This is a genomic window from Ferrovibrio sp., from assembly GCF_017994015.1.
Taxonomy (GTDB): domain Bacteria; phylum Pseudomonadota; class Alphaproteobacteria; order Ferrovibrionales; family Ferrovibrionaceae; genus Ferrovibrio.
Window position 1 is genome coordinate 1 of sequence record NZ_JAGOLP010000014.1, and the last position, 23,838, is coordinate 23,838.

Here is a 23,838-nt window from a genome sequence, read left to right on the forward strand (position 1 = left end):
GTTCCGCCTAGACCACGATTTCTGAAATGCTAGGCTCATGATGCTGGCGGTGCCGTGCAAAAGTCGGTTCCGCCTAGACCACGATTTCTGAAATGCTAGGCTCATCGTTTGGTCGTCTGCTGCTGGCGTTGGTTCCGCCTAGACCACGATTTCTGAAATGCTAGGCTCCGCCTCTTGGCCGCCGCGCTGAAACAGGCGTTCCGCCTAGACCACGATTTCTGAAATGCTAGGCTCAAGCTCGGCATATCGCCGCTGCCAGTAGAGTTCCGCCTAGACCACGATTTCTGAAATGCTAGGCTTTACTGCTATCGATCAGGATACAGTGATCAGTTCCGCCTAGACCACGATTTCTGAAATGCTAGGCTAAGCCGCGCTGAAAGGAGAGAAGTGATGAAGTTCCGCCTAGACCACGATTTCTGAAATGCTAGGCTTGATTTGTCGATAACTTGTTGTAATGGCAGTGTTATCGGCAAATCTAAGCTGCCTAAAGCGAGCGGAAGTGCTTAGAAAAGCGCCAGCTGCCCGGGGTTTTGCGGAGCGGTGTCCCGCTTTCGCCCCCGAAAACTGACTAAATTCTCGTATTGCTTGTCGGTGAAACATAGGATTTTAACATCCCCATACTCTGGCACGGCGGACGCAATTCGCCTTGTCAACGACTCGGCCTGCTCCTTGCCGGTCAGGTGCTTCATGTACACCGAGAACTGCGTCATCTGGAAGCCCATATCAAGCAGCTCGTTGCGAAAGTCCGTCGCCGCCCTGCGGCGCTGGGAGTCGTCTACCGGAAGATCGAACAAGGCCATCATCCACATGAGGCGATACCCGCTAAGGATCGTAAATTGAGTGGTGTTGCCGCTCATACGCTGGCTTTTGCGTCGCCAAAGCCAAGCTGCCGAGGCCCAAATATCGGACGGGCGCAATCGAGCTTGCCGTCGCCGTTCTCGAACGCCCTGGCCATCGACAGAGTCAGGCGGCTGAGCGCCACATAAAGCGGACTGACGGAGTCCGGGAATTGCATGTCGATGGAGACCACTCCGGCCAGCCGCTCTTTCACGGTACGGGATACTTCGTACTCGCCATCCTGCAGCAACCCGATGACCACATGATCGACAACCGGCCTGAATGGTTCCACCAGGTCATCGACCAGAGCGAAGGAATTGCCCCGCCCGATATGGGCGATGCCAATGGTCGGATGCAGGCCGGCGCCGACCACGGCACGTGCCATCGCTGCCCGTAGGACTGTATAGCCGTAATTCAGCATGGCGTTAGCACCATCAGCGGTGCGGTCGCGCCGGAAGTCTTCGCCGAGAAGCAGCGGCCAATACCGCCGCGCAGCCTGCGCCTCCAGATTCTCTGGATCGCCGGATTTGACCCGTTGCGCCATGGCGCGAATACCCTCACCGCCACGTTCTCCGCGCGCGAGCAGCAGCGCTGCCTGAGCCCGAATCTTGGCGGCAACGATATCTCGCCACAACCGCTTCATCAGCGGTCGTGGCGCACTCCATTGGGCGCGCAGCCGGCCGCCTTGATCGTGATGGCCGTCAATCGGAAGCGACAAGGCGATTGGAAAGTGATTGGCGCTGCAGGCCACCAGCGGCGCATTGCGGGCTGCTAGTTCGACCAGTACGCTGTTGGAGTAGGTGATGCCGTGGGCATGGACCAGCAGGGCGGCGACATCGTCGAGCGCCACTCTGCCGACTTCGGTGCCATCACGTTCAACCAGCAAGAATCCGCGGTAGATGCTGAGATGCTGGCCGTGCTGACTGATATCGACTATGCGCTCCATGGCCCGACCTCATTCCAGAGGGCCGGGGTCGTAAATCTTTCCGCCCGGAGTAATGCGCAGCTTGCGGGCTGAAAGTTTCTGCAAGCCGCTGGCAGACGTGTTCGTGTAACTGAAATAGTCATCCTTGTCGGCATCGCGGGCCTTCAATGTGCCCGCCTCGAAATGCTCAGCCAGCTGCATTGACCCGTTGGTGGAGAATTTCACCACCCGCATAATACGGCGTCCTTCCGCATCCTGGATCGCGATCATATCGTCCTGCCGCAGGGTCATGATCTTTTTCGCTGTGGGGTGAGCGCTGCGGATTGCTGATGCCAACTTCGTCTGCGCAGCATCGAATAGCGACACAATCTCCGATTGCCATTTCCCGTTCGGTAGTCGCCAGATGGTGAAGCTGAAATTTCCCTCCGAAGCGTAGCCCTTATAGGCAACCCCCTGTCGATTGCGAACCAGGATCACGCTGCGTCGTTCAGCCACGCGGACGCGACGAATGCCCTTGAAGGGACCTTCAGCTTCCCGGAAGGCCAGCAGGGCTTCGGTGAATGCCTTGCCATCCTTACCATGCGTGGCGGCCAGCAGGGCTTCCTTCAGCGGTTCGTTATTGTGAATGGCCTCAAGGTCGGCGGCAGATTTCAGGCTCTCCAGCGGCACGCGATGGGCCACCAGCGGCACGCCGCGTTTGTCAGGCGCGCCAACCACAGCATAGGCCATGTCCTTGAAGAACTTGCCGATCCGCCCGCTGCCGGCTTCGCTGCGCTCGGGCTTGTGACTGATGACGATAGCATCCAGATGGGTCTTGATTTCGTTCTTTAGGCCCGGCCATGGCATCGGCACCTCAATGTGCTCAAGCCCGTCGCGGTCTTCCGCCTGTGCGGATGCACGAGACATGGTGTTCAGGAGGCCCCGATCGATCAGGCCGATCACCGCGGCGTCCTTGGCGTGGTGCTTGTGGTTGTCGCGGTTTTTGGTGTTGCTACCCAGCAATTCGTCGAAGCGCCATTTCCCGCGGATCAATGCCGTCAGGCTACCGGGAATTGCCCAGACCTGATCAGGATTGCAGACCGCCGAGAGATACTGTCTGGCAAGGCGGCTCAAATACTGAGTATCGGTCAGATGGCGCGCGAGAAAGTCCTTCTCGTTTCTCAGGAACCATTCCATCGCATCTGGCTGGAAGCGCCGTCTCTTTCCTGCCGAAAGCTGCTCCGCCCGAGCCGCGATATTCTCCCAGTCACTGCTTGCTCCGAAGGCCTCGTAGGGCGTGCGGTTGCCCTTGCGGCGATTCCATTCGTTCAGTACCAGAACGCGGTTGTCGAAGCGGTTATCCAGCGTTTTTGAGAAAGGCAGGATATGATCGATCTCAACTTCGCTGCTGAAGATCATACGCTGGCTGATGGGTTTGCCGCTGTAGGGGCATTTGTGTTCTAGCGGTGCTAGTTCGTCATACAGCCGCAGGCGAAGACGGTTTTCGCCGGTATCCGGCTGGCCCAGACTGGCCAGAGTTTCCCGGTGCGTGTCGGCCTGTTTCTTGTTGGCGGTGTGCCGTTTGTCCTGTTCCTCACGCTGCTTTTTGCTGGCCTTCAGGTCTCGAGCTAATTCGACGACGATCTGCTCCGGATGGCCGTGCCGGGTAATCAGTTCGTTGACTAGGCGGCGCAGCTGGTTGAGGGCGATATGCACGGTCGGATTGGCGATGCGGCCGTAGCGCGTCGCCTCGTCATCCTCCGGATTGCCGGTGCCCAGCCTGACTGCCGTTGGCAACCAGTCGGCATAGTAGGGCAGTGCATCGCGAATCTCGCCGGTGCGGAAATCGGAATGGTGATAGCCCGCCCGGCTGGCCGCCTCGCTGTAGACCACCACATCCTTTTCCAGTTCGGCTAGGATGACCCGGGTGGCGGTTTCACCCAGCGCACTGTAACCCTCCGGCAACAGCGCCAGCGCCACCGCGATGGCCTGTGCGCCGTCCAGACCGCAATCCTGCTGCAGCCACGCAGCCAGCGCCTGCTCATCCTCGTCCTCCAGCAGGCGGGTAACGATCCGACGCTGGCGATCCAGCGGCAGCTTGCGCCAGCCAGGACCGAAATGCTCGTCTTTCGACAGAATCGCGGCGGTCTCATCGCCGACCAAATCCTTGCGCTTGTCGCTTTCAAGGTTGAACCTGTGATCCGGGGTGAGTTTCAGTAGCCGCCGGATCTGGATAAAGGTGCGTTTTTGATTGGCCAGCAGCGCCGCGGCGACAAGGTCACGCTGCGACCGCGTGAGGGCGACGCCTTTCTGGCCCGGCATAACAATCATCAACTGGTTCACTTGCTCATAGAGCCGCCGCCGCTGGCTCAGCGGATCGGCCCATGGCAGGCGCGGTTCATCTGGCTTGAAGGTGCAGACCCCGGGGTCGACCGCCTTCAGCCGGCGCTGGAAGAAGATTGCATCCTTCAGTTTTGCGCGGGCTTCTACCGTCATGATCGCCGGATGGTGTTTCGCCTGCTCGGCCCAGACGATATCGAACTCGGCTTCCACCAGGGCGCGTTCTGGGTAGATGTCATACTGCTCGACCGTCTTGCCCTTTTCATTGGGCATCGGGCGTTTGCGAGCACGTACCCATTCGCCGTTTAGCTGGCGGGTATGGAGGAACTGGCCGAGTGTGCGGACGCCTGCCTCGTCCATCAGGATTTGGAGGCGATTGACGCCCTGACGCACCACGCCGCGTTCGCTGTCACCCCTGTCGGTCTTGCGGTTTGACTTAAAGCCGCGGCGCTGATGCAGATGGAACAACAAGCGGCCGATCTCGTGGAGTTCGAGCCGACGATCAAGCGCCGCAGCGCGCAGGGCGTAAGGGGCCAGCGTCACCAGCGCCCGGCGGGCGGTTTCGTCCGTCGGCAGCAGGCCGCACGCGATCAGCCGGTTCAGCAGCTTGGTGCGGCGGCGCAGATAGCGGTCGCGCCGCCGCCGCATCGAGCGGCCGAGCCGGCGGGTGGCGGCCAGCGAGGTCTTGTCCTTCGGGTTCCGGCCGTCCTTGAAAATCCGGACGCCGCCGCCCAGCGACCGAAGGGGGTTGTTGTGAGGGGCGAGCTGATACATCCACCAGCCAATCGAATTGGTGCCGATATCAAGCGCCAGTCGGTATCTCATTCCGCCCCCCAATACCCGTTTAACTATTAACTTGACAATTTTCTGGGAAATAGGCAACCTTGCATAGCATTTCAGAAATCGTGGTCTGGTCGGTAACAAGACGATCAGATCGTCACAAGATCGCAAAGGGGGCTCCGGCCCCCTTTGTCATGCTTTGCGCCAATGAATAGGCCGCCGCGCCGCATAACATGAAATTTTCTTTTCCGATCAGTAGGGCGCGGTTAGCGCTGCGGTTTACGGAGGTGTATCAGCTAAACGGTTCAGTCCTGAAACGATTGCATTTGATAAGCAGGCATTTGCCGTTTGGGATTCGTAAAAGATGAATGGCCAGGAGGCATAACTTGAAATATTTCCAGCCGCCTCCCGTTATCCCCGCCTAGTCAAAGCCAGAAATCAGCTGAAAGTCAGCTCGTCGTGGGCAACCTATCCTTCGAGACGCTAAAGGAGGTTCAGCCCAACGTATATGCTGCTGGAGACGGTCTTAAATTTGCCCAGGCCATAGGATCCGGCCTTGCTCTGGCTGAATAGCCCCGATTTTTGTAGACACCTTCGGGGTTAGGTTTGATGTCTCCGCTCGAACTCGACAGGCGATAGCATGCCATTGTGGACATGCTTGTGGGTCAGATTGTAGAACACCTCGATGTAATCGAACACATCCTGGCGAGCTTCATCGCGGGTTCGATATGTCCTCCGCCGAATCCTTTCACGTTTGAGCAGGTTGAAGAAGCTTTCAGCGACGGCATTGTCGTGGCAGTTCCCGCGCCGGCTCATGGAATGGGTCAGATTGTGGTGCCGCAGGAAGGATGATCAGTCCATGCTGGTGAACTGGGAGCCCTGATCGGAATGGACCAGCACCGTGTTCTGCGGCTTCCGCCGCCAGACAGCCATGTGCAAAGCCTGCAGGACAACCTCGCTGGTCTGCCGGCTTTGCAGGGACCAGCTGATGACGCGCCGTGAAAACAGGTCGAGGACCACGGCCAGATAAGCAAAGCCCTCCATGGTCTTGATAAAGGTTATGTCGGTCACCCAGGCGGTATCTGGGGCAGCGACGTCGAACTGCCTGGCCAGGGTATTATCGGCCACGGCCAATGGCTTGCCGCCATGGGTACCCGGCCGACGCCGATAGCCGATCTGGGCCCTGATTCCGGCTAATCGGGCCAGGCGTGCAATGCGGTTGGCGCAGCTGGTTTCGCCCTGGTCCCGCAGGTCGTCATGCAGTTTGCGATAGCCATAGACCTTGCCGCTCTGCTTCCAGGCATCCTCGATCAGCCGGGTCTGGCGGATATCCTCCTGCGCTCGGCTGCTCAACGGGTGCCTGAACCAGGCATAGAAGCCGCTGGGATGGATGCTCAAACACCGGCACATGGCACGAATGCCGAACTGCCCGCGATGCTCGGAAACGAAGGCGTACTTCACTTTGCATCCTTGGCGAAGTACGCGGCCGCTTTTTTAGGATGTCGCGCTCCTCGGTGACCCGCGCCAGTTCCCCTTTCAGCCGACGGTTCTCCTCGGCTTGCTCGTTGCCCTTGTCGACTGGCGTAGCGTACTTCCGCTTCCACTCGTAGAGCGAATGCGTGCTCACCCCCAGGCGCTGCGCGACCTCCGCGGCCGGATGGCCCCGCTCCGTGATCTGACGCACCGCGTCCCGCTTGAACTCGTCGCTGAAATTAGCTTTGCCCATCTTGGCCTCCTTGCCTCAAAATTAGGGAAGAAGACGTCTACGAATCTAGGGGGCTATTCAGCATGCGCTGGTGTGAGTTATGCGGTCTTTCGACCTGATGCGGTCGCGAAGCGCCCGGCGATATCGCCAAGGGTATCTCGACATCATCGCGTCGATGTATGCACGCACCTTTTCGGCTTCCGGACGGGCAGATGAGTCCAGATAGTCGAAGTCGGAGACTTGGCGCCGCAGACCTTCATTGAATGACCGGGCGCCCAACGAAAAGATGCTGGTGCTGCGGCGCGTTTCCCACAGGTCTAGCAGGAACTGCATTCTCTTCAGGGGGCTGGGTAACATCGGGTCGGATTGTAGGGTGTGGCGATTTTACTCTCCATGGCAAACCGAATAGGTCTGCGTTAGCGCTGTTAGATCGCGTTGGCTGAGTTTCTCTTCCTGCGTCGACCGAAATAGGTAATCACTTTTTTTACGGTCATGCCCTGCCATTCCCAGAGCATTTGTCTGGAAACTACCAGCTAGAAATTTAGATGGGTATAAAGATGGGTAAAGAGCAATTCAAAAATTAACATATTGTATTTATTGAATAATTTGGAAATTCTGGCGGAGAGGGTGGGATTCGAACCCACGGAACGCTTGCACGCTCAACGGTTTTCGAGACCGCCCCGATCGACCACTCTGGCACCTCTCCGCATCTGAGACGCTAAGGCCCGGGTGTGGCCCGGGCCGGGGTCGAAAGCGGCGCGGACCATAACCGATGCGGCCCAGGCCCGCAAGGCCCGCCCGGGGGTTAAGCTGCGCCGCCGTTCACGCTAGGATGGCGCCCTGGAATCAGGCAATTGCCGTTTGGGGAGCGGGGCTTATGCGGGCATTGGACGACATTCTGGTCTTGGACCTGAGCCGGGTGCTGGCCGGCCCCTGGGCAACCCAGAATCTGGCCGATCTGGGCGCCACGGTGATCAAGGTGGAAAAGCCCGGCGAGGGCGACGACACGCGGCGCTGGGGGCCGCCCTTCCTGACCGATCCGGCCACCGGCCAGCCCGCCGATGCGGCCTATTATCTGGCCGCCAATCGCGGCAAACGCTCGATCACCGTGGATATGGCCACGCCCGAGGGCCAGGCCATCATCCGCGATCTGGCGGCGCGGGCCGATATCCTGGTGGAGAATTACAAATTCGGCGGCCTGAAAAAATACGGCCTGGATTATGCCAGCCTGTCGGCGCTCAATCCGCGCCTGATCTATTGCTCGATCACCGGCTTTGGCCAGACCGGGCCTTATGCGCCGCGCGCCGGCTATGATTTCCTGATCCAGGGCATGGGCGGGCTGATGAGCATCACCGGCGAGCGCGACGACCTGCCCGGCGGCGGGCCGCAAAAGGCCGGCGTGGCTTTGGCCGATGTGATGACCGGGTTGTATTCCACCATCGCCATCCTGGGCGCCTTGCAGCAGCGGCATCGCTCCGGCCGCGGCCAGTATCTGGATATGGCCTTGCTGGATGTGCAGGTTGGCACCCTGGCCAATCAGGCGCTGTATTATCTGGTGGGCGGCGAGGCGCCGAAACGCATCGGCAATGGCCATGCCACCGTGGTGCCGTATCAGAGTTTTCCGGCCAGCGACGGCCATGTCATCATCGCGGTGGGCAATGATGGCCAGTTCGCCAAGCTGGTGGCCGAGCTGGGCCATGCCGAATGGGCGCAGGATGCCCGTTTCAGCAGCAATGCGGCGCGGGTGACCAATCGCAATGCGCTGATCCCGCTGATCCAGGCCGAAACCGCCAAGCGCAGCATGGCCGATCTGATCGCGGCGATGGAAAAGCGCGGCGTACCCTGCGGCCCGATCAACACGGTGGACAAGGTATTTGCCGATCCGCATGTGCAGGCGCGGCAATTGCGCCGCGATGTGCCGCATAGCCAGCAGGGCAGCGTGCCCAGCGTGGCCAGCCCGTTGCGGCTGTCGGATTCGCCGGTCAGCTATGATCGCGGCCCGCCTCTTCTGGGCGAACATACCGACGAAGTGCTGGCCGAGCAGCTTGGCTTTGATCCGGCCCGGCTGGCCGAATTGCGCCAGCGTGGCATCATCTGAAAAAATCCGCATAGCCTGGGGAGGCAAACATGCAGCTGGTTTCCGTGAAAGGTTCGCCCTATGCCGCGCGCGTCCGGCTGGCGATTTATCGCAAGGAGCTGCCGGTGGAGATCGTGTTTCCGCCGCGCGAGGGGCTGAAGGCGCCGGAATTCCTGGCGCTGAATCCGATCGGCAAAATCCCGGTGCTGGTGCTGGATGATGGCAGCACGCTGCCGGAATCCAACGTGATCCTGGAATATCTGGAAGATGTTTTCCCCGCGCCCAGCCTGCGGCCGGCGGTGGCTGAATTGCGCGCCAAGGCGCGGCTTTTGGCGCAGCTTGGCGATGTGTATGTGTTTGCCGCTTTGGGGCAGTTATTCCGCCAGGTTGATCCGGCGCGGCGCGATGCCGAAACCGTGGCCCGCGGTGCGGCGGCGCTGGGCAAGAGCCTGGGTTATCTGGAGCATCATCTTGGCCCCGGCCCGTTTGCGGTAGGCGAGGGGTACAGCCTGGCGGATTGTTCGCTGGCGCCGGTTCTGGCGCTGGCCGATATCCTGGCGCGGCATCTCGGCCTGCCCGATCCATTCACCACGCCCAAGCTGGCAGCTTATTGGGCCGCCTTGCAGGCCGATCCGGTCACTGCCCGGGTGCTGGAGGAAATCGCCGCCGGCATGGCCAAGATGCTGGCCAAATGATGGCGCCGCCAAGGGGCCTTGCCATGGCGCCGCTCTTGGCCGACACTGTTGGGCATCTGCCACACCGGAGGATCGGATGAGCGGCGGAACATACCGGCTGGTGACACGCAGCGACTTCGACGGCCTGGCCAGTGCCGTGCTGCTGAAGGAACTCGGCCTGATCGACGAGATCCGTTTTGTGCATCCCAAGGACATGCAGGATGGCCTGATCGCCATTGGGCCGCGCGATATCGTCACCAATCTGCCCTATGCGCCGGAATGCCATCTCTGCTTCGATCATCATCTGAGCGAGGCTTTCCGGGTGGGCGCGGCGCCGGCCAATCACATCATCCGGCCGGGTGCCGCCTCGGCTGCCCGGGTGGTGTGGGAGCATTTTGGCGGCGCCGAGCGTTTTCCGCGCCATTTTGATGCCATGATGGCGGCAGTGGACAAGACCGATTCCGCCGCCTTCACGGTGGAAGAAGTGTTGCAGCCGCAGGGCTGGGCCTTGCTCGGCTTCCTGATGGATGCGCGCACCGGCCTGGGCCGGTTCCGGCAATTCCGCATCTCGAACTACCAGCTGATGCTGGACCTGATCGATTACTGCCGCTCGGCCCGCGATATCGCCGATATCCTGGCGCAGCCTGATGTGGCCGAGCGTGCGGCATTGTATTTCGAACATGAGCCACGTTTCCGCGAGCAGTTGCTGCGCTGCGGCAAGGTGCAGGGCAATGTGGTGGTGCTTGATCTGCGCAACGAGGAAACCATCTGGGCCGGCAATCGCTTCATGGTTTATGCACTCTATTTGCGCTGCTCGATTTCGGTGCATGTGCTGTGGGGCGTGAACCGGCGCAACACTGTGCTGGCGGTGGGCAAGACCATCTTCGGCCGCGCGCCCGGACTGGAGATCGGCCCGCTGCTGCTGCATTACGGCGGCGGCGGCCATGCCGGCGCCGGCACCTGCCAGATATCCAATGAAGAAGCCGACCGCGTGTTGCGCGAGATCGTCACCTCGTTGCGGGAGGATTTGTAGCCAGCTTTTCAGCAGCCTGAGGAAAAGGAGGAAGCGTCATGAATGTCGCAATGATCCTGAAGGAAAAGGGCGGAGACATGGTGGCCGCCAAGCCGGGCGACAGCCTGGCGGCGGTGTGCAGTTTGCTTGCCGGCCATGGCATCGGCGCCGTGCTGGTGCTGAACCCCGATGGCGGTATCGCCGGCATCCTCTCGGAGCGCGATGTGGTGCGCGGCCTGGCCCAGCATGGCGGCGCCCTGCTGGAACGCAGCGCTGAAAGCCTGATGACCCGCAATGTGATGGTCTGCGCCCCGGCCGACACCATCGAGGATGTGATGCATGTGATGACCAAGCGGCGTATCCGCCATCTGCCGGTGATGGCGGAAGGCAAGCTGGTCGGCATGATCTCGATCGGCGATGTGGTGAAGCGCCGCATTGCCGATACCGAGCTTGAAGCCGAGGCATTGCGGCAATATATCGCCACCGGCTGAGCGGCATACTATATAGAGCGGCATGGAACAGGTTTCGCCCCACTTCATCCTACGTCCCGATCCCGGCAATCCACGTCTCACCGAAGCGGTGGCCGGGATCGATCAGGATGGCCGCCCGGCAGAAACCCGGGTGCCGGTGGAGCGTCCGTTGACGCTCTATCTCAACGGCCAGGAAATCGTCACCATGATGACGATCGGCGATTACCCGGATTACCTGGCGCTTGGCTATCTGATCAACCAGCATATGCTGCTGCCCGATGATGAAGTCACCGGCATCGATTTTGACGCCGAGATCGATACCGTGGTGGTGCGCACGGCGCGGCGCACCGATTATGAAGAACGGCTGAAGAAGAAAACGCTCACTTCCGGCTGCGCCCAGGGCACGGTATTCGGCAACATGATGGAAGCGCTGGATGGCGTGACGCTCGATCCGGCGGCGCGGCTGCATACGGCATGGATCTATGCCCTGTCGCGCCAGATCAATCTCTGCCCCAGCCTGTATCTCGAAGCCGGCGCGATTCATGGCTGCGTGCTGTGCGAACAGGATCGGCCGCTGGTCTATATGGAGGATGTTGGCCGCCATAACGCGATGGACAAGATCGCCGGCTATATGCGTCAGCATGGCCTCTCGGCCGCCGGCAAGATCATGTACACCACCGGGCGGCTTACCTCCGAGATGGTGATCAAGACGGCGCAGATGGGCATTCCGATCCTGATCAGCCGCTCCGGCTTCACCGCCTGGGGCGTGCAACTGGCGCAGCAATTGGGCATGACCCTGATCGGCCGCGCCAAGGGCCGGCGTTTTATCGCGCTTTCCGGCGCCGAACGGCTGGTTTTTGATGCCGATCCGGCCCAGCAACAGGATGAACCGGCGCGCAGCGGCCGCAAGGGCGCCGCGATGGCAGAGATTTAAGCGATGGCGCGTGATATTCTGGGCGTGGTGCTGGCTGGCGGCCTGGCGCGGCGCATGGGCGGCGGCGACAAGGGCCTGAAACAGCTTGGCGGCCGGCCTCTGCTGGAGCTCATCCTGCAAAGGCTGCGGCCGCAGGTCGGCGCCATCATCCTCAATGCCAATGGCGATCCGGCGCGTTTTGCGCCCTTTGGGCTACCTGTCGCGGCCGATGCGGTGCCGGATTTTGCCGGGCCGCTGGCCGGCGTGCTGGCCGGTCTGGCCTGGGCGCGGCAGCACCGGCCACAAACCACACATATTGTCACCGTGCCGAGCGACGGGCCGTTCCTGCCGCTTGATCTGGTGGCGCGGCTTGAAGCCGCCTGTGATGCGGCACAGGCCGAACTGGCCTGTGTTGCCTCGGCCGGGCGGCCCAATCCGGTGGTGGGGCTGTGGCCGCTGGTGCTGCATGACGATCTGCATCGTGCCGTGACCGAGGAAGGTTTGCGCAAGGTGGATATCTGGACCGCCCGGCACGCCCTGGCGGTGGCGGATTTTGCCGTGTTGCCGGTTGATCCGTTTTTTAATGCCAATACGCCGGAGGAACTGGCCGAGGCGGAAGCGTTGCTGATGCAGTGGGGGCGGCAGGGATGAAGGATTGGCCGATTTTTCCGCCGGGTTATGAAGCCCGGCTCTGTCTGGATGATGCGTTTGAAAGCGCCATTGCCGCCGCCGAGGCCGGGGCTGAGGATGGCCTGCTGCTGTGGCAGGATCGTGCCGACCGCTTTAATGCCGCGGTGCTGTTGCGCCCGCTTGATCCGCTGGATGCGGCTTTGGGCTTAAGCCAGGTTGGCCTGCTGGCGCTGCTGGATGCCCTGGCCGGGCTGGCGCCGGCGGAAACCCCGATCACGCTGGGCTGGCCGGATCGCCTGTTGGTGAATGATGCCACCGCCGGCGGCTTGCGCCTGGCGCATGGTGCGCTGGTGGAAAAGCATGGCATGCTTGAAGTGCCGGATTGGCTGGTGCTGGGCTTCACGCTGCAACTGGCGCCGTTTGGCGACGCCGATGCGCCGGGCCTGGAGCTGGAATATACCAGCCTGCATGAAGAGGGCTGCGGCGAGGTGACGGCCAAGCTGCTGGTGGAAGCCGTGGCGCATCATCTGCTTGCCTGGCTCAATCGCTGGCAGGAAACCGGATTCGAGCCGGTGCGCCGCGCCGCCGAGGCATTTCAGGCCCTGCGCGAGGCCAAGCTGGAGCCGAATGGCGATCTGTGGCTGCATGATGGCACGGCTAAGCGGCTGCGTGTGCTGCGCGCGGCCTTGCGACAGCCAAGCTGGGTGTTGCCCGAGGCGATATCGGCATGATCCGCAAATTGCCACGCTGCATCCAGCTTGATGCCACCGACAGCCGTATTTTTGATCCCTGCGCCCAGCCCGGCGAATGGGCGGTGCCGGGCGCTTTCATGTTTGCCGATATCGCGCCCGAGGCCATTGCCGGCAAGACCCGCCAGGCTTTTGCCAATGGCTTCCTGGGCATCGCCAGTTTCGGCTGGACCACCTTGGTCAGCGTGGCCAGCGTGCCGGAGGCGGAGTTTGAGGCTGCCGTCACACTGCTGGCGCAGCAGATCGGTCGCCGCTTCAATCCGCCCAGCCGGGCCGCGGCAGAGGCCGCCGCGCGCGAGGAACTCGAATATGCCGCCGGCCTTTGCGAACATCCGGTCAATACACTGCTGGCCTTGTCGCGCCGGCTGGAGGGAGAGCATATCGTGGAGCAGTTCCGCGTTGTGACCCCGCCCGGCGAAAAGCCACACGCCAAATTATGGGAGATTGTTGCCGATGAGCCATGATTTCTGGCTGTCCAGTGGCTATCACCTGCTTGATCGCACGGCGGAAGGCCGCCTGGGCGTGACCGAGGATTTTATCCGCGCCTATCTGAGCCGGCCCGAGATGATGCCGCCCGACGAGGCCTGTGCGCAGGAACGCGCCCTGCATGCTGCCCTGCTGCGCGAACCTTTGCGCGCCGTGTCATCGGCTGAACTGGCCGCCCTGGCTGATCCCGATGCGCGCGAGAATTTTGCCATTTTCTTGCGCCTGCGTGACCTGTTGCACCAGAGCGGCAGTGTCGAGACGGCTTATTGCGCGCTGTTCCGCCCCGGTGCGCCGGCCTTGCCGGCTTTGTTCATCGACCAGATGGCCGCCGTGATCCTGCGCGGCCTGCTGGAAGGGCGCGACGATCCGTTTCAGGCCCGTGCGGCGGAATTGTTTTTCCGCGTGCAGCGCAGTTCGTTGCGCGATGGCGCCATCCTGCTGGCGGATGACGAGACGGTGGAGGGCTTGGGCCGCACCGGCGGCTTCGGTGCGCTCGGCGCCCTGGTAGCGCAAGCCGGCACGGTTTTACGCGAAGTGGAGATGGATATTCTCACGCGCGAGAATGGCGAAGCCTATTGGGCGCGCAGCGACCGGCATGACATGGTGCTGGATATCAGCTTCACCCGGCCGGGCCAGGATGCCTTTGCCCGTGTGCTGGAAGCCTGGATCGGCCATCTGCTGGGCGCCGAGGTGCAGGTGCAGCCGGTGCAGACCATCCGCGACGAGCGCTGGGTGTGGCATGTCGGCCTGGATGCCGAGGCCAGCACCATCATGAATGCGCTGTATCAAGGCGAGGATGTGCCGGAGGAGCGGCTCAAGCAGGTGCTGGCGCTGTTCCGCCTGGATTTCCGCGATCCCAGCCTGATGCTGCCGCGGGTTGCCGGCCGGCCGGTCTATCTCGGGCTGGCCCAGGACAGGGCCGGCAATGTACGGATGAAGCCGCAGAATTTGGTGGTAAACTTGCCGCTCAATACTGGTCATTGAAAGCGGAGGTGAAGCCATGGCCCTGCCGCCCGGAACCGAAACCCGCCTGGTCGGCGTGATCCTGGAACGCCGCCGCGCCACCAGCCCGTGGATCGATTTTGTCTGGCGCCCGGTGCAGGTGCTGGATGGTGTGCCGCAATCGCCGCCCTGGACCAAGGTGGCCGAGGGCGAGGATTGGACACATTTTTATGCTGGCACGGCGGAATTGACGCTGTATCGCCATGAGAGCGAAACCTACGCCTATAACCTGGAAGGCCGCGAGCCGGCGGTGTGGGTGTTTCTGCGCCACAGCGCCGAGGCCGGCCGCATCGAGCTTTACGGCGCCTCGGTGGACCCCGGCGAGGCGCATGCCCATAACGATACCGGCGACGATATCGTGGATTTTGTGCCGATGCCGCCCGGCGTGCGTGACTGGATGCAGGATTATGTGCAGCGCTATCCGCCGCGCACCGAGAAATACAAACGCAAGCGTGACAAGGCCGATCCCGAAGCGCTGGCGCGTCGCACCCGGCTTTATGCCAGCGATCCGTTGCGCCAGATGCCGGAGGATGAGTGATGAGCGGCGACAGCTTCCTGTCGCGCTGGGCGCAGCGCAAACAGGCGGTGCGCCAGGCCGAGGCGGTTGAAGCCAAGGCCAAGGCCGAGCCGCCGGCCGAGGCCGAAGCCGCCATCGATCCGGCTACCCTGCCGCCAATCGAGACGCTGACGGCGGAGAGTGATTTCTCGGTCTTTCTGGCCAAGGGTGTGCCGGCAGGTTTGCGCCAGGCCGCGTTGCGCAAATTGTGGCTGACCGAGCCGAGTGTGCTCGAATACAAGCCGCTGGTGGAATATAACTGGGATTTCACCGCGCCGGGTTATGGCGACCTGCTGCCGACCGACGATATCAAAAAATTTGTGCAGCAAATCCTGCCCGATGAACCGGCAGAGCAGCAGCAAGGCGAGCAGCTAGCGGAAACCAGCGCTGTGGTATCGCCCGCCGAGGCAGCCCCCAGTGATACAGGCGCCGATATTGGTACTGGCACCGGCTCACTGCGCATCGCGCCGTTGCCGCCGGAAGCACCATTGGCCGAAGCACCGGAACAGACTGTTGAGCCGGCCGAAGCGGCACCCTTGCCGCCGCGCCGCCGCCATGGCGGCGCCTTACCGGCCTGAGGCTACGGCTGCCAGCAATTTACGATCCAGCGAGATCAGCCGGCAATCAAGCTGGTTTGCCAGCCAAAGATAGCAGGCATCATAAAACGTCAGGTCATGGCGCTCCGCCAGATTTACCGCCGCCCTGTCGGCGACATCATGATAGGTGATGCGCAGATGCTGGAAATGATCAAAAGCGGCAAATAGCTGTGTGTGCAGATGGGCGGCGCGTCGGCTTTTCATCAGGCATATATTCGCCATCTCGGCGCGCAGCAGCAGCGGGGCGTTAAGCTCGGTACCGGCCAGGGCCGCCACCATCCTGCTTGCCTCAGGTTCGCCGTAGATCACGGCGGCCAAGGCCGAGGCATCAACCACGATTACGGCCATCTCGCATCTCGCGCAGCATGGCCGCTGATTCATTCGAGGTTTTCAAACCCAGCCGCTCGATTTCCTCATAGACAGCCTGGATATCAAGCTGCGGCTCCTGGCCGGCCTGCTCAATGATTGTCATCAACTCACCTTGCAGTGAGCGATGATTACGCGCTGCGCGTTGGCGCAGGCGTTCCGCCAGAGAATCGGGCACTGATTTGATCGAAAGCGTTACGGGCATGGCAGGCTCCAATATGGCTCCATAACGGAACCATATAATGCGTGTTTCACACCTGCAATCACAACTTCTGCCTTCATCCGCTCTGCATGCAAATTATTCGGCGATAAATAGGCTTTTCCGGGAAATTCCGCCAAATGAAATATAGAGACTAATACTCATTATCAAAGCTACTGAAAATCACTCGCAAAATTTCGCAATTGCGAAGAGATTGTGCTTTGTTTTCAAGCACTTCCGGCGGATAAAGATTGCCTAACAACAAAACGATTAGTAGGATGAACGGGCAGGGGAGATACCGTGTCAGAAGCATTGGCAAAGGCAATCGAGATCGTCGGTGGGCAGACCCAGCTCGCCCGGCTGCTTGGCGTCAAGCAGGCCAATGTCTGGCATTGGCTCAACCGTGCCGAGCGTATCCCCGCCGAATATGTGCTGCCAATCGAGAAGGCCACCGGTGGCCAGGTCGGCCGCCACATGCTGCGGCCCGACCTGTTTCCCGATGCCGATGCCCCTGGTGCCTTGCCTGATCTGCCGGAAGAGGAAGTCTGGCGGGCGCAGATGTATGCCTTGCTGGCGCGCTGCCTGTCGCGCCGCCCGGATACCGGCCTGCTGACCGCACTGGGGCAGCTCAAGGGTGATGGTTCCGCACTGGGTCAGGCGATTGCCGAACTGGCTCATCTGGCGCGTGCCACCTCGCTGGAGCGGGCACAGGAGGAATGGGACGCCTTGTTTATCGGCCTGGCGCGCGGCGAATTGCTGCCCTATGCCTCGTATTACCGCACCGGTTTCCTGTTTGAGCAGCCGCTGGCCAGCCTGCGCGGCGATATGCGCCGCCTGGGCTTTGCCGCTGCCGATGGCGTGGTGGAGCCGGAGGATCATATCGGCGCATTGTGCGAAATGATGGGCCAGTTGATTGCCGGCGGTGACGGCGTGGCGCCGGCTGCCCTGGCGCAGCAGGAGCGTTTTTTCCAGAACCATCTGGCGCCCTGGGCCGACAAGTTCTTTGCCGATCTTGAAGCCGCCGAGAGCGCAGCCCTGCTGCGCCCGCTGGGCCGCATCGGACGGTTGTTCTTTGCCATCGAATCACAGGGTTTTGCGCTCGCGGCCTGAGCCGCGCGCCGTTTTTCACGGGAGGACCGGATATGAGCAAGCAAGACAAGCAAGAGAAACTGGGCCGGCGCGATTTTCTGCGCGGTGCCGGTGTAGGCGCCGCTGCCGCCACCGTTGCCGTGGTGGCTGCTGCCCCTGCCAAGGTTGAAGCGGCCGAGAATGCGCAGGAGCGCAAGAAGGCGCGCTACAAGGAGACCGAACACGTGAAGACCTATTACGCCCAGAACCGGCTCTGAACGGTTATCACAGGCGACTGTTGCAGGATCGGGAGGCTCCACCATGCTGATCAAAAAAAGTTCCACCACTGCCGTGCAATCCGGTGCGCAATCCGGTTCTGTGGCGCATAGCCGCCTGAGCGGCATGCTCGCGGGCGCCGCGCTTGAAACCATGGATCGCCGTGGTTTCCTCAAGGCTTCCGGCATGGCTGCGGGCGGTTTGGCCGCCATCGGCACGCTCGGCGGCGGCATGGTCAAGCGCGCCGAAGCGGCGCCATCGGCCGGCGCCAAGATCGAAAAGAAGAAGAATATCTGCACCCATTGCTCGGTCGGCTGCACCGTCACGGCGGAAGTGGAAAACGGCGTCTGGGTGGGCCAGGAACCGAGCTGGGAAAGCCCGATCAATCTCGGCACGCATTGCGCCAAGGGCGCGTCGATCCGCGAATTGACCCATGGCGACCGCCGCTTGAAGTATCCGATGAAGCTGGTCGATGGCAAATGGACCCGCATCTCCTGGGATGTTGCGGTCAACGAGATCGGCGACAAGCTGCTCGAAATCCGTGAGAAGTCCGGCCCTGAATCGGTCTACTGGCTCGGGTCGGCCAAATTCTCCAACGAGGGCGGCTATCTGTTCCGCAAGCTTGCCGCCTTCTGGGGCACCAACAATATCGACCATCAGGCCCGTATCTGCCATTCCACCACTGTTGCCGGCGTCGCCAATACCTGGGGCTACGGCGCGATGACCAACAGCTACAACGACATTCACAATTCCAAGTGCATTGTGATCATGGGCGGCAATCCCGCCGAGGCGCATCCGGTGTCGTTGCAGCATGTGCTGCGCGGCAAGGAAAAGAACCGCGCCCCGGTGATCGTGATCGATCCGCGTTTCACCCGCACGGCGGCGCATGCCACCGAATACATGCGCATCCGGCCCGGCACCGATATCCCCGTGATCTACGGCCTGCTGTGGCACATCTTCCAGAATGGCTGGGAAGACAAGGAATATATCCGCCAGCGCGTTTACGGCATGGATGACATCCGCGCCGAAGTGGCCAAGTGGACCCCGGACGAGGTGGAAAAAGTTACCGGCGTGCCGGGCGAGCAGATGAAGCGCGTCGCCGAGACCATGGCGAAGAACAAGCCCGGCACCCTGATCTGGTGCATGGGTGTTACCCAGCATACCGTTGGCACCGCCAATGTGCGTGCGCTCTCCATCCTGCAATTGGCGCTGGGCAATATCGGTGTTGAAGGCGGCGGCGCCAACATCTTCCGCGGCCATTGCAATGTGCAGGGCTGCACCGATCTCGGCCTCGACGTGACCTCGCTGCCGGCCTATTACGGCTTGGTGGAAGGCGCCTGGAAACATTGGTGCCGGGTTTGGGAGGTTGACTATAACTGGATGCTGTCACGCTTCCAGGACAAGAAGATGATGGAGACGAAGGGCATCCCGTCGACCCGCTGGTTCGACGCTGTCCTCGCTGAAAAGAAGGACCTGGAGCAGAAGGACAACGTGAAGGCGATGTTCTTCTGGGGCCATGGCGGCAATACCGTGCCGCGTATGACCGAGATGCGCACCGGCATGGAGAAGGTCGAGTTGATGGTGGTGGTGGATCCGCACCCGACCACCGCCGCCGCCCTGCCGGATCGCAAGAACGGCACTTATTTGCTGCCGGCCTGCACCCAGCTTGAAACGCGTGGTTCGCGCACCGCCTCGAACCGCTCGCTGCAATGGGGCGAGCAGATTGTGCCGCCGGTGTTTGAATCAAAGCCGGATCACTGGATTCTCTACAAGTTCGCCCAGAAGCTCGGCTTCGATAAGGAGATGTTCAAGAACATCAAGATCGATGCCGGCGACGAGCCGAATGTTGAAGACATCCTGCGCGAGATCAATCGCGGCACCATCTCCATCGGCTATTCCGGCCAGTCGCCGGAACGCCTGAAGGAGCATATGAAGCATCAGGGTGATTTTGATATCATCTCGCTACGCGCCACCAAGGGGCCGCTCAAGGGTGAATTCTATGGCCTGCCCTGGCCGTGCTGGGGCACGCCGGAGATGAAGCATCCGGGCACCCATGTGCTCTACAACACTAATCTGCCGGTGAAGGATGGCGGCGGTGCTTTCCGTGCCCGCTTCGGTGTGGAACGCAACGGCGTCTCGCTGCTGGCCGATGGCTCCTATCCGGTCGATTCGGAAATCAAGGACGGTCATCCCGAATTCACCTATGGCCTGCTCAAGAAGATGGGTTGGGACAAGGAACTGACCGATGCCGAACGCGCCACGATCGAGCGTATCGGCGGCAACAATCCCGATGGCGTCGGCTGGGCCATCGACCTGAGCTGCGGCATCATCCGTGTCACCATGGCGCATGGTGTGCAGGCGATGGGCAATGCCAAGGCGCGCGCCAATGCGTTCGGCCTGCCCGATCCGATCCCGGTGCATCGCGAGCCGATCTACACCTCGCGGCGTGATCTTGTCGGCAAGTATCCGGCCATGGCGGATCGCCGCGATTACCGCCTGCCGCATCTTGGCAAGAGCATCCAGGACAAGGATGTGACCAAGGATTTCCCGATCATCCTCACTTCCGGCCGTCTGGTCGAATACGAAGGTGGCGGCGAGGAAACCCGCTCCAACAAGTGGCTCGCCGAGTTGCAGCAGAACATGTTCGTCGAGATCAATCCCGACGACGCGGCGCGGCTCAACGTCAAGGATGGCCAGGATGTCTGGGTTTATGGCCCGGAGAGCAAATCCAAGGCCAAGGTCAAGGCATTGGTCACACCGCGCGTCGGCAAGGGCGTTGCCTTCATGCCGTTCCATTTCTCCGGCTTCTGGCAGGGCGTGGACCAGCGCAAGAACTACCCGCAAGGCACCGATCCGGTGGTGCTCGGCGAGTCGGTGAACGGCGTCACCACCTATGGCTACGACCCGGTTACCCATATGCATGAGAACAAGGCCACTTTGTGCCGCATCGAGGCGGCCTGAGCGCCGGTTAGGGAGACATCATCATGGCCCGCATGAAATTCCTCTGCGACTCCGAGCGCTGCATTGAATGCAATGCCTGCGTCACTGCCTGTAAAAACGAGAATGAGGTGCCTTGGGGCATCAATCGCCGGCGTGTCGTCACGCTGAATGACGGCCAGAAGGGCGAGCGCTCGATCTCGATGGCCTGCATGCATTGCGAAGATGCGCCCTGCATGGCGGTCTGCCCGGTCGATTGCTTCTACAAGACCGAGGAAGGCGTGGTGCTGCATTCCAAGGATTTGTGCATCGGCTGCGGCTATTGCTTCTACGCCTGCCCGTTTGGCGCCCCGCAATATCCGCAGGTCGGCAATTTCGGCAGCCGCGGCAAAATGGACAAGTGCACCTTCTGCGCCGGTGGCCCGGAAGCCGACAACACCAAGGAAGAATACATCAAGTATGGCGCCAACCGTTTGGCCGAAGGCAAGCTGCCGCTTTGCGCCGAGATGTGCTCGACCAAGGCTTTGCTGGCCGGCGATGGCGATGTGATTGCCTCAATCTACAAGGAGCGCGTCAGCCGCCGTGGTTATGGCTCGGGCGCCTGGGGCTGGGCAACTGCCTACAAGGGCGGTCTGGGTGCTTGACGGTTCAGGGAAGGAACAGCGCATGATCTTCGTTAAACGAGGTTTCCTGGCCGCTTTTGCCGTGGTCGCCATGCTGGCGATTGCACCGGTGCAGGCACAGCCGCAGCCGCCGGCCAACAATGATGCGGCCCTGCTGGAGCAGCTCAAGAATCCGGTGCAGGGCCGGGTCTCGATCCCGGATGCCAAATCCGCTTTGCTGATCCAGCCGCAGGGCCGCGAATGGCGTGAAATGCGCGAAGGCCCGGTCAAATCGCTCGGCGGCTGGCTGCTGCTGCTGGTGGTGGTTGGTCTGGCCGCCTTCATGGCGATCCGTGGCCGCATCAAGGTGGATCACGGCCTGTCAGGCCGCACCATCGAGCGCTTCAACGGCGTTGAGCGTTTTGCCCATTGGCTCACCGCCACCAGCTTCATCGTGCTGGGCCTGTCAGGGCTGAACCTGGCCTTCGGCCTCACCGTGGTGCGGCCGGTGCTGGGGCCGGAAGCCTTTGCCTCGCTGGCCAGTTTCGGCAAGGTGGCGCATAACTATCTCAGCTTCCCATTCTGCCTCGGCGTATTCCTGATGGCGGTGATGTGGATCAAGCACAATATCTTCAACGCGGTGGATGCAGCCTGGTTCGCCCAGGGCGGCGGCGTGTTGAAGAAGGGCGTGCATCCGGCAGCCGGCAAGTTCAACGGTGGCCAGAAGGTGTTGTTCTGGCTGGTGGTGCTGGGCTCCGTGGCGCTGGCAGTTTCCGGCTATATCCTGATGTTCCCGTTCTACTTCACCGATATGGCCGGCATGCAGATTTCGCATCTGGTGCATGCCATTGCCGGCATCCTGCTGGTGGCGGTGATCCTGGCCCATATCTATATCGGCTCGATCGGCATGGAAGGCGCCTTTGACGCCATGGGCAGCGGCCAGGTTGATGTGAACTGGGCGAAAGAGCATCACAGCCTCTGGGTGCAGCAGCAGCTTGGCGGCGGCAAGGCGGCAGCCGGCGACGATTGAGCGCCCGGCATAACCGAGGCACAAAAAAAGCGGCGGTCGTTAGACCGCCGCTTTCATTTTGGCCTGATACTCGGATCAGCCCAGATTCTTCTCGGCAAAATCCCAGTTCAGCAACTGGTCGATCACCGCATTGGCATAATCCGGGCGGCGGTTCTGCCAATCCAGATAATAGGCATGCTCCCACACATCGATGGTCAGCAGCGGCTTGACGCCGGCCACGGTCAGCGGGGTTTCGGCATTCGGGGTCTTGCGGATGGTCAGCTTGCCGTTCTCCAGGCACAGCCAGGCCCAGCCGGCGCCGAACTGGCCCACGGCGGCGGCGGCAAAATCGGCCTTGAACTTGGCGTAGTCGCCAAAGCTGTCCTTGATCAGGTCGGCAATGCGGCCAGAGGGCTGCCCGCCGGCCTTCGGCGCCAGCGAATCCCAATAGAAATCATGATTCCAGACCTGGGCGGCATTGTTGAAAATCGCCACCTTGTCGGCCTTGCCGGCGCTGTCCTGGATGATCTGCTCCAGGCTCTTGCCCTGGAGCGACGCATCTTCGCTGGCAAACTTGTTCAGATTGTTGAGATAGGTGGTGTGATGCTTGCCGTAGTGGAAGCCGATGGTGCCGGGATTAACCACCGGGCTGAGCGCATCATCGGCATAGGGGAGGGGCTTCATGCTGAAAGGGGCTGTCATACCAAAATTCCTCTTGCGTTTTGCCAGGCCCGGCCAGGTGGCCGAGCCGGCGGGAGTTACCTGTCTGGGCGGGATTCAAGTAGCGCGCCTTGGCGCTGGGGAAAACCATTTCGCACCCATAAAATGGCTGGAATGAGGCACAAAAAAACGCCCCCACCGGTAGCATGGCGAGGGCGGTGGCGCTGAAGCGGGCCGGATGGTTGGGTGGTCAGCCGAGATTCTTCTCAGCAAATTCCCAATGCAGCAGCTTGTCGATCACGGCGGCGACATAATCGGCGCGGCGATTCTGATAATCCAGATAATAGGCATGCTCCCACACATCGATGGTCAGCAGCGGCTTCACCCCGGCAACATAAACCGGCGTATCGGCATTGGCGGTGCGGCGGATGGTCAGCTTGTCGCCCTCGGCGCAAAGCCAGGCCCAGCCCGAGCCGAACTGGCCCAAAGCCGCAGCGGTGAAGGCGGCCTTGAACTTGTCGTAATCGCCAAAAGAGGCATTGATCCGCTCGGCAATGCGGCCAGTGGGTTTGCCGCCGCCCTTGGGATGCAGTGAATCCCAGTAGAAATCATGGTTCCAGACTTGGGCGATGGCGTTGAACAGCCCGGCCTTGGTCGGGTTGGTGGCGGTGGCCTTGATGATGTCGGCCATCGCCTGGCTGCGCAGATCATCGCTTTCCAGCGCCTTGTTCACGGCGGCAAGATAGCCGGCATGATGTTTGCCATAGTGAAACCCGATGGTATCGGCCGAGATCACCGGGGCCAGCGCATTATCCGCATAAGGCAAAGGCTTGAGTGTGAAGGGCGCGGCGGCGCGGGCAATATGCGGCATGGCGAACAGGCTGCTGCCGGCGAGCAAAGCCGATCCGTGCAGAAAATGGCGGCGCGTGGGGCGCAGCACCATCGAGCTTCGACTGGACATGCTGGTTGTCTCCCTGGATTATTGCTGCC

23 protein-coding genes, 1 tRNA gene, 2 pseudogenes and 1 CRISPR repeat array are annotated in these 23,838 nt (G+C 61.4%); of the genes and pseudogenes, 17 read left to right on the forward strand and 9 right to left on the reverse strand.

Annotated elements, in window-relative coordinates; all coding sequences use genetic code 11:
- Positions 1–431: direct repeats of the CRISPR family, unit length 36 nt; unit sequence GTTCCGCCTAGACCACGATTTCTGAAATGCTAGGCT.
- Positions 432–503: 72 nt separating this feature from the next.
- From cas2 to KBB36_RS09445, 5 genes and pseudogenes are all read right to left on the reverse strand, one after another.
- Positions 504–857 carry a CRISPR-associated endonuclease Cas2 gene (gene cas2, locus KBB36_RS09425; RefSeq protein WP_290979289.1) on the reverse strand — a complete coding sequence of 118 codons (354 nt, stop codon included), beginning with the start codon at positions 855–857 and terminating at the stop codon, positions 504–506.
- On the reverse strand, positions 854–1,783 hold the full coding sequence (gene cas1, locus KBB36_RS09430; RefSeq protein ID WP_290979292.1) for a type II CRISPR-associated endonuclease Cas1: 930 nt from the start codon (positions 1,781–1,783) through the stop codon (positions 854–856). Before cas1 ends, cas2 begins: the two co-directional genes overlap by 4 nt.
- Positions 1,784–1,792: 9 nt before the next feature.
- Complete coding sequence (gene cas9 / locus KBB36_RS09435) at positions 1,793–4,906, reverse strand: type II CRISPR RNA-guided endonuclease Cas9 (RefSeq protein WP_290979295.1); 3,114 nt, start codon at positions 4,904–4,906, stop codon at positions 1,793–1,795.
- 555 nt (positions 4,907–5,461) lie between these two features.
- A pseudogene (locus tag KBB36_RS09440) lies at positions 5,462–6,587 on the reverse strand (IS3 family transposase).
- Positions 6,588–7,182: 595 nt separating this feature from the next.
- Positions 7,183–7,272: transfer RNA gene (locus KBB36_RS09445), tRNA-Ser, on the reverse strand.
- A 171-nt stretch (positions 7,273–7,443) separates the two neighbouring features.
- Here KBB36_RS09445 and KBB36_RS09450 point away from each other — a divergent pair.
- The 11 genes from KBB36_RS09450 (at position 7,444) to KBB36_RS09500 (ending at position 15,713) form a co-directional block, all read left to right on the forward strand.
- On the forward strand, positions 7,444–8,664 hold the full coding sequence (locus KBB36_RS09450; RefSeq protein WP_290979298.1) for a CaiB/BaiF CoA-transferase family protein: 1,221 nt from the start codon (positions 7,444–7,446) through the stop codon (positions 8,662–8,664).
- 29 nt (positions 8,665–8,693) lie between these two features.
- Complete coding sequence (locus tag KBB36_RS09455) at positions 8,694–9,338, forward strand: glutathione S-transferase family protein (RefSeq protein WP_290979301.1); 645 nt, start codon at positions 8,694–8,696, stop codon at positions 9,336–9,338.
- Positions 9,339–9,414: 76 nt separating this feature from the next.
- On the forward strand, positions 9,415–10,350 hold the full coding sequence (locus tag KBB36_RS09460; protein WP_290979304.1) for an exopolyphosphatase: 936 nt from the start codon (positions 9,415–9,417) through the stop codon (positions 10,348–10,350).
- A gap of 38 nt (positions 10,351–10,388) precedes the next feature.
- A complete protein-coding gene (locus tag KBB36_RS09465; RefSeq protein ID WP_290979307.1) occupies positions 10,389–10,820 on the forward strand; it encodes a CBS domain-containing protein in 432 nt (143 codons plus the stop codon).
- A 22-nt stretch (positions 10,821–10,842) separates the two neighbouring features.
- A complete protein-coding gene (locus tag KBB36_RS09470; RefSeq protein WP_290979309.1) occupies positions 10,843–11,733 on the forward strand; it encodes a formate dehydrogenase accessory sulfurtransferase FdhD in 891 nt (296 codons plus the stop codon).
- 3 nt (positions 11,734–11,736) lie between these two features.
- Positions 11,737–12,363, forward strand: a complete 627-nt coding sequence (mobA, locus tag KBB36_RS09475) for a molybdenum cofactor guanylyltransferase MobA (RefSeq protein ID WP_290979312.1) — start codon at positions 11,737–11,739, stop codon at positions 12,361–12,363.
- Positions 12,360–13,073, forward strand: a complete 714-nt coding sequence (locus tag KBB36_RS09480) for a biotin/lipoate--protein ligase family protein (RefSeq protein ID WP_290979315.1) — start codon at positions 12,360–12,362, stop codon at positions 13,071–13,073. Before mobA ends, KBB36_RS09480 begins: the two co-directional genes overlap by 4 nt.
- The gene (locus tag KBB36_RS09485) at positions 13,070–13,555 is read left to right on the forward strand and encodes a DUF6505 family protein (protein ID WP_290979318.1); all 486 of its coding nucleotides are present in this window, start codon (positions 13,070–13,072) and stop codon (positions 13,553–13,555) included. Before KBB36_RS09480 ends, KBB36_RS09485 begins: the two co-directional genes overlap by 4 nt.
- On the forward strand, positions 13,545–14,561 hold the full coding sequence (locus KBB36_RS09490) for a DUF6352 family protein (protein WP_290979321.1): 1,017 nt from the start codon (positions 13,545–13,547) through the stop codon (positions 14,559–14,561). Before KBB36_RS09485 ends, KBB36_RS09490 begins: the two co-directional genes overlap by 11 nt.
- A 16-nt stretch (positions 14,562–14,577) precedes the next feature.
- Positions 14,578–15,117, forward strand: a complete 540-nt coding sequence (locus KBB36_RS09495; protein WP_290979324.1) for a DUF3305 domain-containing protein — start codon at positions 14,578–14,580, stop codon at positions 15,115–15,117.
- Complete coding sequence (locus KBB36_RS09500; RefSeq protein WP_290979327.1) at positions 15,117–15,713, forward strand: DUF3306 domain-containing protein; 597 nt, start codon at positions 15,117–15,119, stop codon at positions 15,711–15,713. The genes KBB36_RS09495 and KBB36_RS09500 overlap by 1 nt, the downstream gene beginning before the upstream one ends.
- On the opposite strand, the gene KBB36_RS09505 is transcribed toward KBB36_RS09500, so the two are convergent.
- Together KBB36_RS09505 and KBB36_RS09510 are read right to left on the reverse strand one after the other, a co-directional pair.
- The gene (locus tag KBB36_RS09505; protein ID WP_290979330.1) at positions 15,702–16,079 is read right to left on the reverse strand and encodes a type II toxin-antitoxin system VapC family toxin; all 378 of its coding nucleotides are present in this window, start codon (positions 16,077–16,079) and stop codon (positions 15,702–15,704) included. The two genes, KBB36_RS09500 and KBB36_RS09505, sit on opposite strands and share 12 nt — an antisense overlap.
- Positions 16,060–16,302 carry an Arc family DNA-binding protein gene (locus tag KBB36_RS09510; protein WP_290979333.1) on the reverse strand — a complete coding sequence of 81 codons (243 nt, stop codon included), beginning with the start codon at positions 16,300–16,302 and terminating at the stop codon, positions 16,060–16,062. Before KBB36_RS09510 ends, KBB36_RS09505 begins: the two co-directional genes overlap by 20 nt.
- 294 nt (positions 16,303–16,596) lie before the next feature.
- On the opposite strand from KBB36_RS09510, the pseudogene KBB36_RS09515 reads away from it, so the two are divergent.
- The 6 genes and pseudogenes from KBB36_RS09515 to KBB36_RS09540 form a co-directional block, all read left to right on the forward strand.
- Positions 16,597–16,794, forward strand: a pseudogene (locus tag KBB36_RS09515) (helix-turn-helix domain-containing protein); the annotation flags it as partial.
- Positions 16,771–17,406, forward strand: coding sequence for a molecular chaperone TorD family protein (locus tag KBB36_RS09520; RefSeq protein WP_366933179.1), 636 nt, complete (start codon positions 16,771–16,773; stop codon positions 17,404–17,406). The pseudogene KBB36_RS09515 and the gene KBB36_RS09520, both read left to right, overlap by 24 nt.
- A gap of 32 nt (positions 17,407–17,438) precedes the next feature.
- Positions 17,439–17,642 carry a twin-arginine translocation signal domain-containing protein gene (locus KBB36_RS09525; protein WP_290979336.1) on the forward strand — a complete coding sequence of 68 codons (204 nt, stop codon included), beginning with the start codon at positions 17,439–17,441 and terminating at the stop codon, positions 17,640–17,642.
- Between the two features lie 43 nt (positions 17,643–17,685).
- The gene (locus tag KBB36_RS09530) at positions 17,686–20,601 is read left to right on the forward strand and encodes a formate dehydrogenase subunit alpha (protein ID WP_290979339.1); all 2,916 of its coding nucleotides are present in this window, start codon (positions 17,686–17,688) and stop codon (positions 20,599–20,601) included.
- A 23-nt stretch (positions 20,602–20,624) separates the two neighbouring features.
- Positions 20,625–21,221, forward strand: coding sequence for a formate dehydrogenase FDH3 subunit beta (gene fdh3B / locus KBB36_RS09535; protein ID WP_290979342.1), 597 nt, complete (start codon positions 20,625–20,627; stop codon positions 21,219–21,221).
- Between the two features lie 22 nt (positions 21,222–21,243).
- Complete coding sequence (locus tag KBB36_RS09540; RefSeq protein ID WP_290979345.1) at positions 21,244–22,209, forward strand: formate dehydrogenase subunit gamma; 966 nt, start codon at positions 21,244–21,246, stop codon at positions 22,207–22,209.
- Positions 22,210–22,284: 75 nt separating this feature from the next.
- Here the strand turns inward: KBB36_RS09540 and KBB36_RS09545 are convergent, their stop codons facing one another.
- Positions 22,285–22,890 carry a superoxide dismutase gene (locus KBB36_RS09545; protein ID WP_290979347.1) on the reverse strand — a complete coding sequence of 202 codons (606 nt, stop codon included), beginning with the start codon at positions 22,888–22,890 and terminating at the stop codon, positions 22,285–22,287.
- 208 nt (positions 22,891–23,098) lie between these two features.
- Positions 23,099–23,809, reverse strand: coding sequence for a superoxide dismutase (locus tag KBB36_RS09550; RefSeq protein WP_290979350.1), 711 nt, complete (start codon positions 23,807–23,809; stop codon positions 23,099–23,101).
- Positions 23,810–23,838 lie beyond the last annotated feature (29 nt).

What these genes read in the sequence shown, in the direction of transcription:
- cas2 (WP_290979289.1), bottom strand. Translation starts at nt 857, where the DNA reads ATGAGCGGCAACACCACTCAATTTACGATCCTTAGCGGGTATCGCCTC.
- cas1 (WP_290979292.1), bottom strand. Translation starts at nt 1,783, where the DNA reads ATGGAGCGCATAGTCGATATCAGTCAGCACGGCCAGCATCTCAGCATC.
- cas9 (WP_290979295.1), bottom strand. Translation starts at nt 4,906, where the DNA reads ATGAGATACCGACTGGCGCTTGATATCGGCACCAATTCGATTGGCTGG.
- KBB36_RS09450 (WP_290979298.1), top strand. Translation starts at nt 7,444, where the DNA reads ATGCGGGCATTGGACGACATTCTGGTCTTGGACCTGAGCCGGGTGCTG.
- KBB36_RS09455 (WP_290979301.1), top strand. Translation starts at nt 8,694, where the DNA reads ATGCAGCTGGTTTCCGTGAAAGGTTCGCCCTATGCCGCGCGCGTCCGG.
- KBB36_RS09460 (WP_290979304.1), top strand. Translation starts at nt 9,415, where the DNA reads ATGAGCGGCGGAACATACCGGCTGGTGACACGCAGCGACTTCGACGGC.
- KBB36_RS09465 (WP_290979307.1), top strand. Translation starts at nt 10,389, where the DNA reads ATGAATGTCGCAATGATCCTGAAGGAAAAGGGCGGAGACATGGTGGCC.
- KBB36_RS09470 (WP_290979309.1), top strand. Translation starts at nt 10,843, where the DNA reads ATGGAACAGGTTTCGCCCCACTTCATCCTACGTCCCGATCCCGGCAAT.
- mobA (WP_290979312.1), top strand. Translation starts at nt 11,737, where the DNA reads ATGGCGCGTGATATTCTGGGCGTGGTGCTGGCTGGCGGCCTGGCGCGG.
- KBB36_RS09480 (WP_290979315.1), top strand. Translation starts at nt 12,360, where the DNA reads ATGAAGGATTGGCCGATTTTTCCGCCGGGTTATGAAGCCCGGCTCTGT.
- KBB36_RS09485 (WP_290979318.1), top strand. Translation starts at nt 13,070, where the DNA reads ATGATCCGCAAATTGCCACGCTGCATCCAGCTTGATGCCACCGACAGC.
- KBB36_RS09490 (WP_290979321.1), top strand. Translation starts at nt 13,545, where the DNA reads ATGAGCCATGATTTCTGGCTGTCCAGTGGCTATCACCTGCTTGATCGC.
- KBB36_RS09495 (WP_290979324.1), top strand. Translation starts at nt 14,578, where the DNA reads ATGGCCCTGCCGCCCGGAACCGAAACCCGCCTGGTCGGCGTGATCCTG.
- KBB36_RS09500 (WP_290979327.1), top strand. Translation starts at nt 15,117, where the DNA reads ATGAGCGGCGACAGCTTCCTGTCGCGCTGGGCGCAGCGCAAACAGGCG.
- KBB36_RS09505 (WP_290979330.1), bottom strand. Translation starts at nt 16,079, where the DNA reads ATGGCCGTAATCGTGGTTGATGCCTCGGCCTTGGCCGCCGTGATCTAC.
- KBB36_RS09510 (WP_290979333.1), bottom strand. Translation starts at nt 16,302, where the DNA reads ATGCCCGTAACGCTTTCGATCAAATCAGTGCCCGATTCTCTGGCGGAA.
- KBB36_RS09520 (WP_366933179.1), top strand. Translation starts at nt 16,771, where the DNA reads ATGCTGCGGCCCGACCTGTTTCCCGATGCCGATGCCCCTGGTGCCTTG.
- KBB36_RS09525 (WP_290979336.1), top strand. Translation starts at nt 17,439, where the DNA reads ATGAGCAAGCAAGACAAGCAAGAGAAACTGGGCCGGCGCGATTTTCTG.
- KBB36_RS09530 (WP_290979339.1), top strand. Translation starts at nt 17,686, where the DNA reads ATGCTGATCAAAAAAAGTTCCACCACTGCCGTGCAATCCGGTGCGCAA.
- fdh3B (WP_290979342.1), top strand. Translation starts at nt 20,625, where the DNA reads ATGGCCCGCATGAAATTCCTCTGCGACTCCGAGCGCTGCATTGAATGC.
- KBB36_RS09540 (WP_290979345.1), top strand. Translation starts at nt 21,244, where the DNA reads ATGATCTTCGTTAAACGAGGTTTCCTGGCCGCTTTTGCCGTGGTCGCC.
- KBB36_RS09545 (WP_290979347.1), bottom strand. Translation starts at nt 22,890, where the DNA reads ATGACAGCCCCTTTCAGCATGAAGCCCCTCCCCTATGCCGATGATGCG.
- KBB36_RS09550 (WP_290979350.1), bottom strand. Translation starts at nt 23,809, where the DNA reads ATGTCCAGTCGAAGCTCGATGGTGCTGCGCCCCACGCGCCGCCATTTT.